The sequence below is a fragment of the Fredinandcohnia quinoae genome, assembly GCF_022427965.1.
Classification (GTDB): domain Bacteria; phylum Bacillota; class Bacilli; order Bacillales; family Bacillaceae_L; genus Ferdinandcohnia; species Ferdinandcohnia quinoae.
Genome location: NZ_JAKTTI010000001.1, coordinates 291495 through 309353 on the forward strand (window position 1 = coordinate 291495; position 17859 = coordinate 309353).

General features: G+C 34.9%; 19 protein-coding genes. 6 read left to right on the plus strand and 13 right to left on the minus strand.

The genetic code is table 11. The features are described from left to right. Nucleotides 1–272 precede the first annotated feature (272 nt). Together MJG50_RS01490 and MJG50_RS01495 are read right to left on the minus strand one after the other, a co-directional pair. Entirely contained in the window at nucleotides 273–797 is a 525-nt protein-coding gene (locus MJG50_RS01490; protein ID WP_240252233.1) for a nitroreductase family protein, read from the minus strand. Between the two features lie 79 nt (nucleotides 798–876). Next, nucleotides 877–1377 (minus strand): hypothetical protein, encoded by a 501-nt coding sequence (locus tag MJG50_RS01495; protein WP_240252234.1) that lies wholly within the window; start codon nucleotides 1375–1377, stop codon nucleotides 877–879. A 130-nt stretch (nucleotides 1378–1507) separates the two neighbouring features. On the opposite strand from MJG50_RS01495, the gene MJG50_RS01500 reads away from it, so the two are divergent. Then, complete coding sequence (locus MJG50_RS01500) at nucleotides 1508–1735, plus strand: group-specific protein (RefSeq protein WP_240252235.1); 228 nt, start codon at nucleotides 1508–1510, stop codon at nucleotides 1733–1735. Between the two features lie 80 nt (nucleotides 1736–1815). On the opposite strand, the gene MJG50_RS01505 is transcribed toward MJG50_RS01500, so the two are convergent. The 3 genes from MJG50_RS01505 to MJG50_RS01515 all read right to left on the minus strand — a co-directional run bounded on the left by MJG50_RS01505 (nucleotide 1816) and on the right by MJG50_RS01515 (nucleotide 6660). Further along, nucleotides 1816–2124 carry a hypothetical protein gene (locus MJG50_RS01505; RefSeq protein ID WP_240252236.1) on the minus strand — a complete coding sequence of 103 codons (309 nt, stop codon included), beginning with the start codon at nucleotides 2122–2124 and terminating at the stop codon, nucleotides 1816–1818. 104 nt (nucleotides 2125–2228) lie between these two features. Next, complete coding sequence (gene recQ, locus MJG50_RS01510) at nucleotides 2229–4013, minus strand: DNA helicase RecQ (protein WP_240252237.1); 1785 nt, start codon at nucleotides 4011–4013, stop codon at nucleotides 2229–2231. A 286-nt stretch (nucleotides 4014–4299) separates the two neighbouring features. Then, a complete protein-coding gene (locus MJG50_RS01515) occupies nucleotides 4300–6660 on the minus strand; it encodes an FdhF/YdeP family oxidoreductase (RefSeq protein ID WP_240252238.1) in 2361 nt (786 codons plus the stop codon). Between the two features lie 212 nt (nucleotides 6661–6872). Between MJG50_RS01515 and fdhD the strand changes: the two genes are divergently transcribed. After that, a complete protein-coding gene (gene fdhD, locus MJG50_RS01520; protein WP_240252239.1) occupies nucleotides 6873–7679 on the plus strand; it encodes a formate dehydrogenase accessory sulfurtransferase FdhD in 807 nt (268 codons plus the stop codon). Between the two features lie 55 nt (nucleotides 7680–7734). Here the strand turns inward: fdhD and MJG50_RS01525 are convergent, their stop codons facing one another. Next, complete coding sequence (locus tag MJG50_RS01525; protein ID WP_240252240.1) at nucleotides 7735–8193, minus strand: SRPBCC family protein; 459 nt, start codon at nucleotides 8191–8193, stop codon at nucleotides 7735–7737. Between the two features lie 158 nt (nucleotides 8194–8351). Between MJG50_RS01525 and MJG50_RS01530 the strand changes: the two genes are divergently transcribed. Both MJG50_RS01530 and mscL read left to right on the plus strand, forming a co-directional pair. Then, nucleotides 8352–8651, plus strand: coding sequence for a hypothetical protein (locus MJG50_RS01530; RefSeq protein WP_240252241.1), 300 nt, complete (start codon nucleotides 8352–8354; stop codon nucleotides 8649–8651). Nucleotides 8652–8689: 38 nt separating this feature from the next. After that, a complete protein-coding gene (gene mscL / locus MJG50_RS01535) occupies nucleotides 8690–9079 on the plus strand; it encodes a large conductance mechanosensitive channel protein MscL (RefSeq protein ID WP_240252242.1) in 390 nt (129 codons plus the stop codon). Nucleotides 9080–9118: 39 nt separating this feature from the next. On the opposite strand, the gene MJG50_RS01540 is transcribed toward mscL, so the two are convergent. The 5 genes from MJG50_RS01540 to MJG50_RS01560 all read right to left on the minus strand — a co-directional run bounded on the left by MJG50_RS01540 (nucleotide 9119) and on the right by MJG50_RS01560 (nucleotide 13066). Continuing rightward, a complete protein-coding gene (locus MJG50_RS01540) occupies nucleotides 9119–9637 on the minus strand; it encodes an acyl-CoA thioesterase (protein WP_240252243.1) in 519 nt (172 codons plus the stop codon). Nucleotides 9638–9752: 115 nt separating this feature from the next. Continuing rightward, the gene (locus MJG50_RS01545) at nucleotides 9753–10718 is read right to left on the minus strand and encodes a bile acid:sodium symporter family protein (RefSeq protein WP_240252244.1); all 966 of its coding nucleotides are present in this window, start codon (nucleotides 10716–10718) and stop codon (nucleotides 9753–9755) included. A 224-nt stretch (nucleotides 10719–10942) separates the two neighbouring features. Next, complete coding sequence (locus tag MJG50_RS01550; RefSeq protein ID WP_240252245.1) at nucleotides 10943–11200, minus strand: hypothetical protein; 258 nt, start codon at nucleotides 11198–11200, stop codon at nucleotides 10943–10945. Between the two features lie 124 nt (nucleotides 11201–11324). Then, nucleotides 11325–11741, minus strand: coding sequence for an ABC-2 family transporter protein (locus MJG50_RS01555; protein ID WP_240252246.1), 417 nt, complete (start codon nucleotides 11739–11741; stop codon nucleotides 11325–11327). Nucleotides 11742–11770: 29 nt separating this feature from the next. Further along, on the minus strand, nucleotides 11771–13066 hold the full coding sequence (locus MJG50_RS01560; protein WP_240252247.1) for a purine/pyrimidine permease: 1296 nt from the start codon (nucleotides 13064–13066) through the stop codon (nucleotides 11771–11773). 173 nt (nucleotides 13067–13239) lie between these two features. Here MJG50_RS01560 and MJG50_RS01565 point away from each other — a divergent pair, with 173 nt between their 5' ends. Further along, nucleotides 13240–14226 (plus strand): Gfo/Idh/MocA family protein, encoded by a 987-nt coding sequence (locus tag MJG50_RS01565; RefSeq protein ID WP_240252248.1) that lies wholly within the window; start codon nucleotides 13240–13242, stop codon nucleotides 14224–14226. Nucleotides 14227–14344: 118 nt separating this feature from the next. Here the strand turns inward: MJG50_RS01565 and MJG50_RS01570 are convergent, their stop codons facing one another. Next, the gene (locus tag MJG50_RS01570; RefSeq protein ID WP_240252249.1) at nucleotides 14345–14680 is read right to left on the minus strand and encodes a rhodanese-like domain-containing protein; all 336 of its coding nucleotides are present in this window, start codon (nucleotides 14678–14680) and stop codon (nucleotides 14345–14347) included. Nucleotides 14681–14856: 176 nt separating this feature from the next. Between MJG50_RS01570 and rluF the strand changes: the two genes are divergently transcribed. Next, the gene (gene rluF / locus MJG50_RS01575) at nucleotides 14857–15573 is read left to right on the plus strand and encodes a 23S rRNA pseudouridine(2604) synthase RluF (protein ID WP_240252250.1); all 717 of its coding nucleotides are present in this window, start codon (nucleotides 14857–14859) and stop codon (nucleotides 15571–15573) included. Between the two features lie 205 nt (nucleotides 15574–15778). Here the strand turns inward: rluF and ltaS are convergent, their stop codons facing one another. Continuing rightward, complete coding sequence (ltaS, locus tag MJG50_RS01580; protein ID WP_240252251.1) at nucleotides 15779–17740, minus strand: lipoteichoic acid synthase; 1962 nt, start codon at nucleotides 17738–17740, stop codon at nucleotides 15779–15781. Nucleotides 17741–17859: the final 119 nt, after the last annotated feature.

A 17859-nucleotide genomic window follows, 5' to 3' on the forward strand; every position in this document is an offset into this window, starting at 1 on the left:
CGCAACGTTTGCGGGACTAACCAGACCGGAAAGTGGGCGGTCTTTTTTGCTTTCCCAAAAGAACAAAAGCGCAAGCGCCTTGTCCAGGCCCGACAAGCAAATGTTCTGATGCAAAAAAGTCGCACTTTGACTTTTCTTGCATCAGGTTATTTGACCTCGAGGGCCTAGGCGCTGGAGCTGAACGTAGATAAACTTTATTTAAAGACATCCACATGTTTAAATTTTATAATTTCCTAGTAAACAATAAAAAAACATGCGTTTATCCGCATGCCTCACTTAATGGTGCCATAGAAGACAATCGATTCCCTTGGTAGTAATTTCTTAGCATCTGGTAGTATAGCCGGATATCCAAGACCCAGAATGGATACAATTCTTCTATCATCTGGGAGTGACAACTGTTTTATCACATGTGTTTCTCGTTTTTCAGATTCAACCTGGTCTTCGGAATGATAAATTGCACCAAATGCTGCACCTAAGCCTTGTTCAACAGCTGCCAACCAAATATACCCGGAAGCAATTGATGCATCCTGAAGCCAGTATTTACTCACATCTGGTCTTCCTGTCACAATGATAGCTGCTTTTGAAGTGGCTAACCACGGGACAAATGGTGTTGCGTTTGCTAACTCTTTTAATACATCTGGATCTGTTACTAAAATAAATTCCCTAGAGGGGAGATTATTGCCTGCCGGTGATAAATACGCTGCATCCAAAACAACCTCTAATACATCTAACGAAATTGGTTCATCTTTAAAATTTGTAATTTCACGTCTTGATTTGATTGCTTCTAATACATCCATTCCCTTCCACCTTCTATTCCAAGTATTTCGATAAACTTACTACATATATTATACATGAAATTTTAAGTCTTTGGGATTTTTATAAAGGTAAAAATAAATGAAGGATAAAAAAACTAGTAAAGGTTAGGGCAGCTACAAGATGAAATCTACGCCTGAAGCCAGAAGATCTCTTATGTCGTAAATACCCTGCAAATAATGTAACTGATAACAGTAATATCGCAGCATAACCACTTAAAAGTTTACTATTTGTGAAACTGACAATGTCCCCCATCTTATAAAGCATAATGATCCCGTGAAAAATAATAATGATTGTTCCCATTATTGCAAATGGGATATGAGCTTTCATCATTTTACGTGATATTTTCGCTAAGTTTATTTTCAATTTCCTTGTCCTTGATTTACGGATAACCAGAAAAATAAAATACATATTTACGTTTACTAAGAAAAATAAAATCCCAATTTGCGCAAGAAACTGGCCAAGTAAAATAATGCTGGAATCCTGGGTGCGAAATAGCCATATATATATGGCAGTAATAATAACAAACAGCACATTAACTACTAACCAAATATAATAAGACATCAAACCCCTCCTGTAATTTCCTCTTTATCCATTGTATCAAAAGCTAAATAAATCATGCAGTGTTAGCTATCACTCCCAAAAGATCCTAAATAGTGATAGTATGAAAGCATAACGTTCAGGAGGAATCAGAATGTCTATTTGTAACTTAGATCACTCAAAGGAAGATGTAAATAAAAAACTCGCAAGCCAGGAGAACTTTTTGCCTCAAGGAATTTATGAAGATATCTTAAGCTATTTAGAAAAAGAACGTTCTCAAAAAGATCTTAATGAACTTTTTCACTTACTTAAAAAATATGATTTAGCTACGAAGGAAGAACAATCGAAGAGAAATGAGTTAATAAGAAGTCTAATCAATTAGAATTGGCTATGTTTTGATTAAAATACAATTAAAAATCCCTCTAAACTCATGTTTTAGGGGGATCTGTTATTTAATATTATTCAATTATGTTCAGCATGCAATGTTGCAATCATCCCAAAAAAGGCAAAATAAAATGATTCTGGTGCTATTAGACGAAAATGCCCGACATCATCCGTATTAAAATCTAAAGCATTTTCTAATAGACGATAAGTAGAATATGCATAAAAGCAAAAATACTTATAATCAAATTTTGGCATTTTCTCATAAATAACAGCAATTTCATCTTTGTATAAATCAATATTGGTTATTGCTTCATTAAGTATCACTTGCAAATCCGGAAGATCTACTTCTAGAATTAATTCATTTTTTTCAATTCGTGCAGATGCCATGCGAAACCCCTCCAATAATTATTAATTCACTACAATTATTAAAGCATGTTTCTTAAAACGATGGCATGATTTGAATCACATTTAAAATGAAAACTCATCCAAGCTTAGTGGTTGGCAATTTTGCTTTCGTCAAGATACGTTCTGATTGCACTTAGAAAGTCCTCCCCATATCGCTCATACTTCGTTTGGGCTACTCCTTTTATTTCAAGCATGGACTTTTGATCTGTCGGCACTTGTTCACTCATCTCTCTTAAAGTACTATCTGAAAATACAATATAGGGAGGAACATTGTCTCTAATTGAAATTTCCTTTCTAACCTCTCGGAGCATCTCAAATAATTTGTCATTCACAACAATTTGCTTCTTCTTTTGTTCCTTCTTAAATATCTTTTCCTCTCCTTTTAACACAGCAAGTGATTTCGGAGCTAGTATTAAAACGGGATATTGTGAATTTGTTAATGATACGAATCCTTCAGCAGCTAAAAAGTCGATAAGTCCAACGATTTGCTTTTCAGGATATTGCTTCAACAATCCATATGTGGACAAACTGTTAAAACCAAATTCTTGGATTCGCTTATTCTTAGATCCCTTCAATACTTGGGCAACGATAGTCTTTCCAAATCGTTCCTTCATTCGCTTAATACATGAGAATACCATTAGCGCTTCTGTTGTTACATCAACCTTTTCACGATCATCCATACAATTTACACAACGTCCACAGTCTTGAACATCCACTTCACCAAAGTATTCCAATATATAACTTTGTAAACATTTTTCAGTATGACAAAAGTCAATCATTTGCTGTAACTTTTTATATTCATTTTCCTTTTTATGCTCATCTAAACTTGTTTGTTCAATTAAAAACTTTTGTAATTGTATGTCCTGCGGGGCATAAAGTAAGTAGCAATCACTCTTTTCACCATCTCGACCAGCACGTCCAGCTTCCTGATAATAAGCTTCAATATTTTTTGGCATGCTGTAATGAATTACAAATCTCACGTTGGATTTATCTATTCCCATTCCGAAAGCATTTGTCGCGACCATTACTTGAACATTCTCAAACAAAAACTGGTCTTGAGCAATATTACGTTCTTCCTCAGAAAGTCCAGCATGATACTTTCCAACAGAATACCCCACTCGTTCCAAAAATGAATGGAGCTCATTCACATCTTTTCTCGTGGCAGCATATACAATGCCTGACTGATTCTGATTTTGCTTTAAAAATTCTTTGACAAAGTCTCGTTTATTTTCACCTTTAACAATCGAAAATGAGAGATTTTCTCGGGCAAATCCTGTGACAAATACATCTGACTCATTAATTTTTAACTGATTGCAAATATCATTTGTAACTTCTACAGTCGCCGTTGCTGTTAGGGCAGCTACAATCGGTTTATATGGAAGGTCAACAATCATCTGGTTTATATTCCGATAGCTCGGACGAAAATCATGTCCCCATTGTGAGATACAATGGGCTTCATCAACAGCAATCATTGAGATTTGTAATGAAGATAGTAATGAACGAAAGCTTGGTGAATCCAATCGTTCTGGAGCGATATAGATTATTTTTTGAGTCCCCATTTGCGCTTCTTTTATACGATTATTTATTTCTTTGGAAGTAATACTGCTATTAATAAAGGTTGCTGGAATTCCGACTCCGTGTAGTGTATCTACTTGATCCTTCATAAGGGAGATAAGAGGAGATATAACGATTGTAACACCATCTAAAAGCATCGCGGGAATTTGATAACAAAGCGATTTTCCACCTCCAGTTGGCATGATGGCAAGCGTATCATTTCCATCTAAAATATTTTCAATAATATCTTTTTGACCTTTTCGAAAAGAAGAATATCCAAAGTATGATTTTAAGACTTTCTCTGCTTGTTCAATCATAAAAAACACCTGCTTTATTAAAAATGTGCGAATGGCGCAGGGTACATCCCCTACATGTCCGGAATAGTTGCTGCATACAATATCTAGAAAGTGTTAGCTCCTTATTCTTTATCTGTTCATTTGGAAGTGAATTTTTTCACTTCCCTTTTTTTTTGGCATGAAGCCGCTTATTCATTTAATTATAGTTCAATTTCTTGAGGGAGTGAAGGAATAAAGCAATTTTAAAAGATTAAAGTCAAAAATATACACCCAAGATTTATAACTTGGGTGTTTCCTTATTGGGCAATTATTCAGGTACGTCTATTTCTAATTCTTCAATGCGTTTTTCCTGATATTGCACATCTTTCCGTGCATTATAGCGGTCTGCTTTCTCTACTGAAACGGTAATATTATAATCTGGTATTCCTGCAAATTTTTCATATCTACCTCTTGGCAATAAAAAATTCCCCTCAGGAAAATGAACTCCGAGATTACCATTTGCTATTTCTGCAAATTTAGCTCTACCTTGGAATACTCCGAAACCATTATAGACGACAATTCCCTCGCCTTCCGCAATACTTAAATCATGCGCGTCTTTTGCATTTATTAACACATCATAACGTTCTGAATTATTAAATGGATCAGTTTCTTTATAAATCATAGAATTAAACTGTTTTCCTCGACGAGTTGTAAGAACAAATTGTCCTTCCTTTTTTCCAAAGTCAGGGATGTCTACAGAAATTAAGTTTCCTCTTCCATCAGGAGTATTGCAAATTCCATCCTCACAAAGCCATGCTCCCCCCCACTGGAATACATCCCCTCTATTCTTCAAGTGCTGAATACCCTCATAATCCGGATTGGCAAGCGCAATTTCGTTTCGAATTTCTTGACCTGTTTCAAATTCTACTAAATAAGCTGTTTCTGGTTTTACACGTTTCGCAAGGTCTATATAAATCTTCCATTCAGAACGAGCTTCCTCCACTTTATTCTTGTTCCCTTCAATTTCAGGTGAGTAATATACCATCCGTTCTGTCGAAGTAGATGTTCCTCCACCATCTTGTTCATAGCGTGTTTTAGCGGGTAGCACGATCACTGCTTCCTTTGCATCTACTAATGTGGAGGTATTAAGAATAATATCCTGATGAACACGAATTTCTAATTCAGAAAGAGCCTTTTTAATAAAATGTGGGTCTGGCATTGTTTCTAAGAAGTTTCCACCCGACATATAATAGAGCTTAATTTTGCGCTCATGATCTTCAGGTAGGACAATATTTTCAAGAGATATCCCACAAATATCACCCTGCCATTTTGGAACTTCAAATTTCCATACCTTTTCAATTCTCTCAATTGTTTTCTCATCAAATCCACCACCGGGTAATACAAATGGATCAGCACCCATTTCACCCGAGCCTTGTACAGAAGAATGACCCCTAAAAGGCATTAACCCATTATTCTTACGCCCTAGATGTCCCCGAAGAAGTGCTAGATTTGCAACCTGTGAAATATTATCAGTTGCAAATGCATGCATCGTTAAGCCTAATGCCCATGCATATACTGCGTTTTTACTATTCGCTAACAATCTCGACAAATCTATGATTCTTTCTTTCGCAATTCCTGAAGATTTGGTGATTTCCTCCCAAGATATCTTCATGACTTGAGTTTTTAATTCGGCATACCCATTAACATGATCACGAACAAACTCATGATTAATGGCTGAACCATATTCCTGTTTCTCCATATCAAACCAGTGTTTCATGATACCGAACATAAAGGCAATATCACCACCAATATTAACTTGATAGAAGTCATCAGCAATTTTCGTACCAAACAGTGCGGATTCCATATTTGAAGGGATCCAGTACTTATCCATTGCTGGCTCCTTATATGGATTCACAACAATAATCTTTGTGCCCCGTTTTTTTGCTTCTAACATATATTTTGTAGAGACTGGCGAGCTATTTGAAGCTACACTACCCCAAAACAATAAAACATCTGCTCCAAACCAATCCTGATAGTTTGCTGTAGATGCTCCAACTCCAATTGAACGCTTCAATGCTGTTTTACTTGGTGAATGGCAAATTCGTGCAGCGTTATCTATATTATTAGCACCTAAAAAACGAGCAACCTTTGCTGCTACATAATAAGACTCATTCGTTATTCCTCTTGAGGTTAAATAAAATGCGTATTGTCTCGGATCTAACTGCTTCATTTTTTGGGCAATTGTCTCCATTGCCTCATCCCATGAAATGCGCGAGAATTTCCGCTCTCCTTTTCTTCTGATCAACGGGTATGGGATACGGCCCAACTTCCTTAAGTCTGTACTATCGAATTTTCGTAATTCATCAATATCGGCATGTAAGATTTCTTTTTTTATTGAAGGCATCGTGCTTAATCGCAGAACATTTAATCTAGTCGTACACATATGTGGCCCTTTCAATGTTTGGTCCTGGAGACCAGACACTCCAAGTGCACAACCATCGCAAACTCCCTGTGTCAATATTCGAGTTGCATAGCTGAGATTATCTTTATTTTCCCAGGCTACCTTCATAGTATCTCTAATATGCTTTGGCTTAACCTTCCCTAGACCAAACGGGATTGGACTTACCCAATGCTTTGGTTGAGGCATTTTCGTAGCTTTTATTGGACCTTGATGCTTCATTTTCCCCATAATTAATCTCCTTTCTGCAAAATTACTATTCTTATACGCTATAATTGGAAGTAAACATTTCTAATATATCTGTGGCAAAATTAAGAATTATTGATTAAAATATTATCACATCTTTAAACTAATCAACAATAAATAACAGGATTTCCTCTTCTCTAAAATACTTATTCGGTTTGATTAAATACAATACTTGGAACTGAAAAGAGGTGTAACATATGAATGATTTAACAACAATAACAAAAAATATTGTGAAATACCATTTCGGTCAGTTTGTTGAAGAAGAAGATCAAATTGTGACTGAATTTCCTTTGACCATCATTTTAAATAACAAAGAATTTGCTACACTTGTATGTAGCCCTTCTGAGTTAGATGAATTAGTAGTCGGATTTTTAGCATCAGAGGGAGTTATTCGTTTTTATGATGAAATCATAAATTTACAAATAGATGTGGATCAAGGCTTTGCATATGTCACGATTAGTAAGCAAGTTAATACTAATCAAGAGTACTATTCAAAACGCTTCATTGGCTCATGTTGTGGCAAAGGAAGGCAATTTTATTTTGTAAATGATACTAAAACTGCAAAAACTTCTACATCTAATCTAACATTAACACCAGAGGAATGCATGTTTTTAATGGACCAATTGCAGCAACATAGTGTAATTTTCAAAGATACAGGTGGTGTCCATAATGCGTCTCTTTGCAGCGGATCCGAAGTAATGTTTAACCGTTCGGATATCGGTAGACATAATGCATTAGACAAAATTTATGGTCATTGCTTAATTAACAAAATTCCAGTACGGGATAAAATCATTGTGTTCAGTGGAAGAATTTCATCTGAGGTATTACTTAAAGCAGCAAAAATCGGTGTCGGAGTTGTTCTTTCAAAATCTGCACCAACTGATCTTGCTATCAAAATGGCAGAGGAATTGAATATTACTGCAGTAGGTTTTATCCGTGGAGAAACACTAAATGTATACTCATGTCCGGAAAGGATTATCCAGAAATCAGTGAAATCCACATAAAGTGTGTTGAGATTAATAGATGCTGTTCTATCTATTAATCTCTTTTGTTCCTAGATCAGGAATGTTGAAATAACTCCTGTACATTTTTTACAAACTCCGTTGAATTTTTTGAGCTCGAACCCTTCATAATTAAGTCCCCGATAGCAGCTAATTTTCCAGTCATTTTTAGATCCAGTTCGTAGTCTACTTTCGTCTTATTTGATCCATCACTCTGTAAGGTTACAGTGAGGGTATTACTAAATGAACCTGCCAACCCAACAGGTTTCCCTGTCATTTCTACGACTATCCTTTCATTCTCAATCGCTTCCTTTAACTCCCCTCTCGCTTGTATTTTAATTGGAACAAACTGCACCTTCACCTCAACGAGAGCTTCATATTGCGTTGGACTAATACCTCGTATTTTTTTACAACCTGGGATACAAACTGCTAATTTCATAGGGTCCATAAAAACCGAATACACATCTTCACGTTTCGCATTAATGATAAATTGGGATGTTTTTTTCAATTTCCTCACACTCCTGATTGACCTTCATTCTAAGGTGATGTTTACATTTTATTAAGGAAATTAAATTGTAGAACAACTAAATCTACCATAAAAAAAAGCTGATGAAATGATTTCTTCTGGACAAACCTCTATAATATTTATATAAAATGTTTATTGGAGTGGAAATCATGGCCTTTGGAATAAAGAGAAAAGAACTTTTGGAGTGGAAGAAAAAAGTTGAAAAAGGAGAAATAGCGTTTATCACCCATTATTGGCTAGATGACCGCTTTCCAGATGCAAAAACCGTTACAAAAGTTGGCTGTGCAGATATCGAGTGTCTTATTGAATGGGGTAAACAATATGATATACCTGCACGTTATATCCACCACAAGTTTGGCTATCCACATTTTGATTTACTAGGAAGCCGTCAGGTTGAAATATTAACTAAAGAAAACTTACTACATCAATTGAAAAGGTTTAACAAGTAAATTAAGGTATATGGAAATTGAAAGGAGATAAGAATGTAATGCTTAAAGAATTTAAAGCTTTTGCGATGAAGGGGAATGTAATTGATCTTGCAGTTGGCGTAATTATTGGTGGAGCATTTGGGAAGATTGTAACTTCACTTGTTAACGATGTTATTATGCCCCTAGTTGGACTACTACTTGGTGGAATTGACTTATCAAGTGATCAATTGCATCTTAGAGAGGAATCCTATCTTAAATATGGATCATTCATTCAAACAATTCTAGATTTCTTAATAATTGCTTTCTCTATCTTTTTATTTGTAAGATTGTTACAAAGGTTCAGAAAAAAAGAAGAGAGTAAACCTGTTGAATCTACGCCATCTAAGGAAGAACTTTTACTAACAGAAATTCGTGATCTTCTAAAACAACAGCAAGAAAGGCAAAATTAAGAAGCTATCATCACGATAGCTTCTATTTTATGCAGTAGATTAAATTTCCCATGGCAACGCTACACTAAACAATTGCGCCATTTTTTCATTTTCCTTTTTACGCTTTTTCCGGGTTTCCGCACGGTCCTTTGCAGATTGATGAAGCATTTTTTCCTCATCAGATTGGGGAACAACCGTTGGCACTTGTTTCGGCTTTCCATTCTCATCCAAGGCAACAAATGTTAAAAAAGAAATAGCACACATATTACGTTCCCCGGAAATTAAATTTTCTGCAATGACTTTCACAAATACTTCCATCGATGATCTCCCAGTATATGTAACATATGCCTCGAGGCAAACTGAGCTACCGACATGAATAGGATGGAGGAAGTCAACTGAATCCGTTGAAGCTGTTACCACAGCACTACGAGAATGTCTGGTGGCAGCAATTGAAGCAACATCATCAATATAGCCCATCAACTTTCCACCGAATAATGTCCCATGATAATTTGTATCTGGTGGAAACACATTACTCGTTTTTACCACAAAGGATTCTTTACAAAATTTCGATTCAACCATACCTAATACCCCTTTACACATCATTTTTCATATTTTCTACTCTTTATATTTAACTATACAGATTGAGTTTGGCATTAGACCCCTTACTTTTAAGCCTCTAATACACATTCATTAATTATGCCATATGTTTATGCTGTACACTACCAAGTTGATATGTTCGGTCTATAAAAAATCCATATAAGGAAGCGAGTACTTGTTGAAATAGCATTCCTACAACAACAGGGACAGCAACCTCAGATGGGAAAAAAGTGACTGCAATTACGGCACCAGCACTAATATTTCGCATCCCACCGGTAAAGATTAATGCCACAATCACTTCTATTTCTAATTTGAATAGTTTACCAATCCCCCATGAAAATAAGTAACCACTAAAGGCAATCATAAATACCACTGCTGCAATTGATATTAGCTTTAAGTCTACCTCTTTTAAAAAAGGAGCAACCTCAGCACTGTTAATCATAACAACAGCTGCTAAACCAAGTTTTGAAAAAGGAGACAACCGTGGACTTAATAATTCTTTGGACTTGCCCTTCGTCAAATGATTCACAACCATTCCAAGCATCGATGGCAGTACAATCATTAAAAATAAACCTTTCATAATACTCCAAATGTCCATTTCAACATTTCCACCAACAAAGAATGTTAAGCTATATGGAACAATAAATGGGGAAAGCATCGTATCCACTAAAATAATTGAAAGAGTTAAAGCAATATTTCCATGCTTCATCGAAACCCATATAAAGCTAGTTATTCCTGTTGGAATTACAACGGCTAGAAGTAGACCTGTTATTGTGAGACTATCATCTGGAAAAGTGATATGTCCAACTATCCAAGCCCAAGCAGGCATTAAGAGATGTAATGTGAATAATGCCACTAAAATAGGAATTGGCTGAGAAATAGCCCTTTGTAATGACTTAAAATTCGAGCTAAGTGCACCAGCGAATGTCATAAAGGCAAAAATCCATGGAACTAAATTGGAAAACGGACTTAAATATGCGGAAAGTAAAACCCCAATTATAACACTTGTTGGGGTAATCAATGGCATCATTTTTTCAAGATATTTGTTCATTTTATTTAGCATTCTGATATTCTCCTAATGTTTTCACTATTGTTCTAGTATATTATTATTTTATCATATGGAAAAACGAATATCAGACTTCGAATATGAAGTTCGAACAAAGAATGTCATCAGACTACCGAACAAATAGAAAAAAGCTTAGATCAAGAATGATCTAAGCCTTTTTCTATATTAACTAGGATCATTCTCATCATAAGAAAGGGTTATTACAACAAGCTCTTTACCCGTCAAACTCCAACTGGCTCTTCATCAACTTTATAGCCTTCTTTATAGATTCGGCTAATAATCGACTCAATTTCTGGTTCTTCAACTGTCAAGTCAGTTATATTATGTAATTGCGAAATTTGAGAAATTAGATCGGATGCAGAATATTCATCACGATTGAATCGAATCCACTTTCGGTTTCCCTCTTCTCTAAATACTTCTCCATTCGCAACTTGAAAAGGATATCCATTTTCCTCAATATCGACAACCAATGTTCTCATTTTTCCGTACCTTGACTTTACCGCCGCAATATCACCATCATATACCTCGATATTGCATTTGTGCCCGTACTCCCGCGGATACAAGCCGAAAATACAATTTAATATATTCTACTATTTTCACCGCTTACCCCCCCTGCACAATTACTTTACTTGATGCCTTATACCAAACAAAACGGAGGATTAAATAGGAAACAATCACCCAAAATAATTGAATTAGCAATGAAGTCAAGACTGAATACCCAGAAATTTCTTCAATAAAAATGGCGTTTGGAATAAAATAAATACCTTGGAATGGTAAATAAGTCGCAATAGTTTGCAACCAGCCAGGAAAAAACCATAGTGGTATGACAGAACCAGATAGAAGCGATAAGGAAAAGTAAAATATATCCTCTATTCCTCCTGTTTCAATCAACCAAAACGTAAAAAGACCAAAAGTTAATTCAATACAATAACGAATTAATAAACCTAAAAAACCTGAAATAATAAATAAAACCCATGTCAGCCACGAACTTGGCAATGTTAGATCTACAAAGAAAAACATCACAATAAATAGAGCCTAAACCTTTAGGTCTAAGCTCTCTCTTTTACCCCTATTTTCATGACAATTTGTTCAACAATAATCGCTACAATTGTCCCAAGTATTAAACCATTATTTAGAATTGATGTTAATATTGGTGGAATACCTTTAAAAGTGTCTGCAGATACAAACATCGCGCCAATGCCAATAAACAATGACGATGCAATAATTAATCGAGAACGTTCTTTATTTTGAACATTTTCAAATTCGATTAATGCAGGAACCATCAAGTTTGCAAAAATAACAAAGATAGTCGCATATCCTACCGGAGCAGGTAATGCCGAAACAAATGTCATAACATGAGGAAAAAAACTAATGACTATTAAAAATGCACTACCAATTATAAACGGAAGACGTGAAGTGATTTTTGTCGTAGCGATAAAGCCAGCTGCTCCAGAAATTGGTACACTTGCAACAGAAGAAAATAGACCCGCAATAAGCTGGTTAATCCCTGCAATAAGTCCCGCAGGACGATATCTCGTTTCTTCAACCTTCACCTGATTATTTTTCAAAACTTGTTCAACAACTCGAATACTTGCAATAAGGTTTGTTAAAAGCAACAACGTGACGAGTGCAGAGGTAGCGATCATCCCACCATCAAACATTGGTTTTCCAAATACAAATAAACCAGGAAATGATATTACTTCTTTTGATGAGTGGACAATTGGTTCTGTAAGACCAAAAATAGCAAATAAAGCCCATCCAACTGCTAGACAGATTAAAACGGAGTATTGTTTAATTATAGCTGAACCTTTTTGTGACATTATAAAGGAAAATACTATAAGGAAAAAACAAATCCCTGCTACTTTTAATTGTACATGATGTTCACCCAAATAATCGACACCAAGCATCCCATTAAAAAAAGATCCACTTAATTGTGCAACTAAAAGTATTAAATAAACACCGGTTACAACAGGTGTAAATAATTTTGAAAGCTTCTCAATAATTCCAAAAACACTTAAAACTATAAATAATATCCCGCTAACTAATATTCCCGCTTCTATCGCTCTAAGTGTGTCATCACTTGAACCATACAGAGTTGGACCCAATCCTGCATAAATGACAAACACACCCCACCATAATCCTGCTGGACCTTCATTAATTGGAAGACGATGCCCGAAATACACTTGAAGTAAACTCGATAACCCTAATACAAAAATGGTGCGTTGCATAAGATCGGAAGTAGCCTCAGCATCCATTCCGAATGTCGCTGCAATAGCAATTGGTGCTACGATAGAACTAGCAAGAATAAATGCCATCCATTGTATGGAACTAAATATAACCTTCATTTCTCTCATCCCTAAGCTACTTATTTATGTTTAATTATTGTAACATAACACAAAAAATACCGTTATAAATATTACTTAATTCACAAATATTCCCACTATATTCTCAAGCAGAGTAGCACTCTTCGAACTCTGGTATAATATAAAAAAACAGCTTTGTTAGGAGGAAAACTTTTATGATACGTTTTGGTGTGATCGGTACGAACTGGATAACAGAGGAATTTATAAAAGGTGCTAGTGAAACAGAAGACTTTACATTGAGAGCTGTCTACTCTCGTACAGAGAATCGTGCAAAAGAATTCGCTGACAAACATGGTGCAGATTTTATTTATACTGACCTTGACCAATTTGCAAAATCAGAAGAAATCGATGCGGTATACATAGCAAGCCCAAACTCTTTTCACACTAAGCAAGCCATCATCTTAATGAATCATGGTAAACATGTTATTTGTGAAAAACCCATTGCTTCTAATACAACAGAATTAAAACAAATGATTGAAGCAGCAAAGAATAATAAAGTCTTACTGATGGAGGCATTAAAAACAACCTTTACTCCTGCTTTTATAAGTATTAAAGAAAATTTACATAAAATCGGTAAAATCCGTCGCTATTTTGCTAGTTACTGTCAGTATTCTTCCCGATATGATGCGTACAAAAATGGAACTGTTTTAAATGCTTTTAATCCGGTATTTTCTAATGGCTCATTAATGGACATCGGCATTTATTGCATATACCCGATGATTGTTCTCTTCGGAAAACCACAGTATATTAAAGCAAGTGGAATTATGCTTGATTCAGGAGTAGATGGAAAAGGAAGTCTTATTGCCCACTACGAGGATATGGAAGGAATGGTGATGTATTCTAAAATCACAAATTCTTATATCCCTTCTGAAATTCAAGGTGAAAATGGAAGTATTCTTATTGATAAAATCAGTTCACCGGAAAAAGTTGAAATACGATATAAGGATGGGAGCGTCGAAGATATTTCAAGTACTGACAGTCATCATTCCATGTATTATGAGGCGAAGGAATTTATTGATTTAATAAAGAGAGGAACTTTTGAGTCCTCCATTAATTCATTAGAAATATCATTAAATGTTATGGAAATTCTTGATGAAACAAGAGAACAAATCGGTCTTATATTCCCTGCAGATCATCATTAAGAAAATGGAAAAGATGCTAACATTCATGAAAGTGTTAGCATCTTTTTAATTATGTTATTTTGGATTCTAACCTTTCGGGGTATTCTCATGATATTTTTTAATAAATTGCGACAATTTTTTATTCCCCTTTTTCCTTAACATATTCCTTCCAAGCAGTTAAACCACCTTCAAGTACAGTCACTTTATAATCCTTTTCCGCTAAAATTTCAGCACATTTTCTGGCGGAATTACCAGTGGTACAGGTAACAACAATTTCTTTGTCCTTTGGCAATAAATCAATCACTTCCATCTGTTTCTCATCTAGCTCAAAAATGTTAGTCTTTGGAATATTTGTCGATTCATCGATATGAAAATCTTTAAATTTTTCCTCTGCACGTACATCAAGAACAAATACACCGTTATCTTTTTCAAGTTTCTTTGATAATTCCTTAACAGTTATTTTAGATAATGACATTGTAAACACCTCAATTATTTGTTTCATATACCTTTATATCAAATTAATGTATTTAGCGAAAGTGATTTCTCTTATGGTTTGCTTGATTGCTATATTTTAGTAAAGATTTGATATTTTCTCCTTGAAACTAAGGTGTTTGTTGGGTATTCTTATAATACAATTCCCACCTTAAGGAGATGGCCAACATACGTATTAATAAATTCATTAGCGAGTCTGGAAAAGCATCTAGACGGGGAGCAGATAAACTAATTAGTGAAGGACGAGTTACCATTAATGGAAAGGTTGCTAAAATCGGCAGCCAGGTCGAACCTGGAGATGATGTCCGTGTAAGTGGTGACCCTATTAGAATGGCTAGAAATTATGTGTATATCGCCTTAAATAAACCAATAGGCATTACAAGCACAACTGAAAAAAATGTAAAAGGAAATATTGTTGATTTAGTCAATCATCCTTTGCGAGTTTTTAATATTGGGCGGCTTGATAAAGATTCAGATGGCCTAATTCTCCTAACAAATGATGGAGATATTGTTAATGAAATTTTGCGGGCTGAAAATAAGCACGAAAAAGAGTATATCGTATCAGTGGACAAGCCCATCACACCAGCATTTTTAAAACAAATGTCAGAAGGAGTTAAAATTCTTGATACAGTAACACTTCCCTGTGAAGTAAGACAACTATCAAAATTTGATTTTCAAATTATTTTAACACAAGGATTAAATCGACAGATCCGCCGCATGTGTGCAGAACTTGGCTACGATGTTTTAAGATTGCAAAGAACACGAATTATGAATATTCATTTGGGGAATCTCCCCCTCGGACAATGGCGTGATCTTACCAAAAAAGAAAAGAACCAATTATTTAGAGATCTTAATTACGAACCAAAAGAGTGGTAAATAAGAAAAGCGCAAGCGCCTTGTCCAGGCCCGACAAGCAAATGTTCTGATGCAAAAAAGTCGCTCTTTGACTTTTCTTGCATCAGGTTATTTGACCTCGAGGGCCTAGGCGCTGGAGCTAGACATTTACGCGTAAAACCTTATACTTTCTATTCTTTTAGAAAAAGCTTCCTAAGGAAAATTTCCTCGGGAAGCTTTTGTTTTTTTATTCCTCTGATTCATTCATTTGAGGATTAGTATAATCGAATTGTGTGCGATCAACTGGTGTAAAGCCTGGCGGCATGTAGAAACGTAATAAGTCACCATTTACTACCTTATCAGACATAGCTAATTTTTGGTTTGCATTTTCTTGTAATTTCTTAGCCTCATCAAGCTTATCCTCTGATAATTCTAATCCTGTCTTAGAATTATAGAAGTCACCATCTACTGCAGTAATTGTCGGACTTACATAGTCACCATTACGGAATGGAACTAGCTCATCATGTTGTTCTGATAAAAGGTCTGTTCCAAATTGGATATAATCTTTTGTATCAATACCTAATAAATGAAGTAAGGTTGGTAAAAGGTCGATTTGACCACCATACTCATGGTTTAATCCACCTTCCATTCCAGGAACACGAATGAATAATGGTACACGTTGTAGGCCAGCACTCTCAAATGCTGTTATATCTTTACCTATAACTTTTTCCATTGCTTTATTATGATTTTTAGAAATTCCATAATGGTCACCATACATTATAATGATGGAATTGTCATATAACCCTGATTCCTTCAAATACGTGAAAAATTGCTCTAGTGCTTCATCAGCATAACGAGCTGTTTGAAAATAATTATCTACTGACTTATCTCCAGTCGTATGCGGAGCAATCGTTGTAAGCTCTTGATCCATTGAATACGGATGGTGATTTGCCACGGTAATAAACTTTGTATAGAACGGTTGCGGTAATGTTTCCAGTAATGGAATTGATTCCTCATAGAAAGGTTTATCCAGTAATCCATACTCAACTAAATCCTCAGGATTCATATCATAATAACTTGAGTCAAAAAACTCATTAAAGCCAAAAGATTTATATATTTCATTTCGATTCCAGAAGCTACCTGAATTACCATGAAAAACGGCTGATGTATAGCCCTTTTCACCCAAAATAGCTGGTGCTGCTTCAAATGTATTCATACCTTTTGTTGTAAAAGCAGAACCCTGTGGTAATCCAAATAATGAATTTTCCAACATAAATTCAGCATCGGCTGTTTTACCTTGTCCAACTTGATGGAAAAAATTATCAAAGTACATTGTATTTTTATCCTGTGTTAAGGAATTTAAAAACGGAGTAACTTCTTCTCCATTTAGTTTGTAATTTATTAGGAAATTTTGCATCGATTCAAGATGTAAATAAATTACATTCATTCCTTTTGCTGCACCAAAGTAATTTGGGTTTGGTTCGGCATAATTTGCTTTTGTAAAGTTTTCAACCTCTGTAACATCACTACTATCCGCCATAACCCTTTGAGTAGATGCTTTAGTACTTTGTACTGCATCATAAATAGTGTAATTATACATACCTAAGTACTTTACAATATAATGTCGATCAAATCCTCTAGTAAGCAATTCTGGACGATCAGCCTCTGCTAATAGAAGATTCACAGTTGAAATCGCAAGAGCGAACACAATAATGGTAGAGACTTTCAAACGATTCCAACGAATCACGATGTTCTTTTCGATTTTAACCACTCTAAAAACAAGAAGCGCAATTAATAGAATGATATCAATAAAGAATAAGAAATCATATGGTTTTAATAATGAAGTGATACTACCACTTACATCTCCTAAATTTTGAGTTTGGGTTAAAGTTGGTAATGTAATAAAATCACTAAATTCCCGATAAAATACTACATTAGCAAATAATAGAAAGGATAAAAGTAAATCAATAACAATTAATGCTATATATCTTCTTCTCCCTTTAAAAATGAACGAAAATCCCAAAAATAAAATAGCTGAACCTAATGGATTAATAAACAATAGAAATTTTTGCAAACTATTATCAATACCTAAATTAAATTGTGTTCCTTGTGCAATATAAGTTTTCATCCAAAGAAAAAATACCGCAACAAAGAAAAAGACTATATATTTATTTAAAAAACCTTTTTTCTTTTGATCAGTTATATTCATTGTTGCACCTACCTTTTGATTAAAAATCAAGTTATCAATTATTTTACCAATAAATTATGAACAAACTATTAACAAACTATAAAAATAGTTTTTAAAGGGTTACACGAGATATTACTATA

Coding starts and splice junctions, on each gene's coding strand:
- MJG50_RS01490 (WP_240252233.1), bottom strand. CDS start 797: ATGGATGTATTAGAAGCAATCAAATCAAGACGTGAAATTACAAATTTT.
- MJG50_RS01495 (WP_240252234.1), bottom strand. CDS start 1,377: ATGTCTTATTATATTTGGTTAGTAGTTAATGTGCTGTTTGTTATTATT.
- MJG50_RS01500 (WP_240252235.1), top strand. CDS start 1,508: ATGTCTATTTGTAACTTAGATCACTCAAAGGAAGATGTAAATAAAAAA.
- MJG50_RS01505 (WP_240252236.1), bottom strand. CDS start 2,124: ATGGCATCTGCACGAATTGAAAAAAATGAATTAATTCTAGAAGTAGAT.
- recQ (WP_240252237.1), bottom strand. CDS start 4,013: ATGATTGAACAAGCAGAGAAAGTCTTAAAATCATACTTTGGATATTCT.
- MJG50_RS01515 (WP_240252238.1), bottom strand. CDS start 6,660: ATGGGGAAAATGAAGCATCAAGGTCCAATAAAAGCTACGAAAATGCCT.
- fdhD (WP_240252239.1), top strand. CDS start 6,873: ATGAATGATTTAACAACAATAACAAAAAATATTGTGAAATACCATTTC.
- MJG50_RS01530 (WP_240252241.1), top strand. CDS start 8,352: ATGGCCTTTGGAATAAAGAGAAAAGAACTTTTGGAGTGGAAGAAAAAA.
- mscL (WP_240252242.1), top strand. CDS start 8,690: ATGCTTAAAGAATTTAAAGCTTTTGCGATGAAGGGGAATGTAATTGAT.
- MJG50_RS01540 (WP_240252243.1), bottom strand. CDS start 9,637: ATGGTTGAATCGAAATTTTGTAAAGAATCCTTTGTGGTAAAAACGAGT.
- MJG50_RS01545 (WP_240252244.1), bottom strand. CDS start 10,718: ATGCTAAATAAAATGAACAAATATCTTGAAAAAATGATGCCATTGATT.
- MJG50_RS01550 (WP_240252245.1), bottom strand. CDS start 11,200: ATGAGAACATTGGTTGTCGATATTGAGGAAAATGGATATCCTTTTCAA.
- MJG50_RS01555 (WP_240252246.1), bottom strand. CDS start 11,741: ATGTTTTTCTTTGTAGATCTAACATTGCCAAGTTCGTGGCTGACATGG.
- MJG50_RS01560 (WP_240252247.1), bottom strand. CDS start 13,066: ATGAAGGTTATATTTAGTTCCATACAATGGATGGCATTTATTCTTGCT.
- MJG50_RS01565 (WP_240252248.1), top strand. CDS start 13,240: ATGATACGTTTTGGTGTGATCGGTACGAACTGGATAACAGAGGAATTT.
- MJG50_RS01570 (WP_240252249.1), bottom strand. CDS start 14,680: ATGTCATTATCTAAAATAACTGTTAAGGAATTATCAAAGAAACTTGAA.
- rluF (WP_240252250.1), top strand. CDS start 14,857: ATGGCCAACATACGTATTAATAAATTCATTAGCGAGTCTGGAAAAGCA.
- ltaS (WP_240252251.1), bottom strand. CDS start 17,740: ATGAATATAACTGATCAAAAGAAAAAAGGTTTTTTAAATAAATATATA.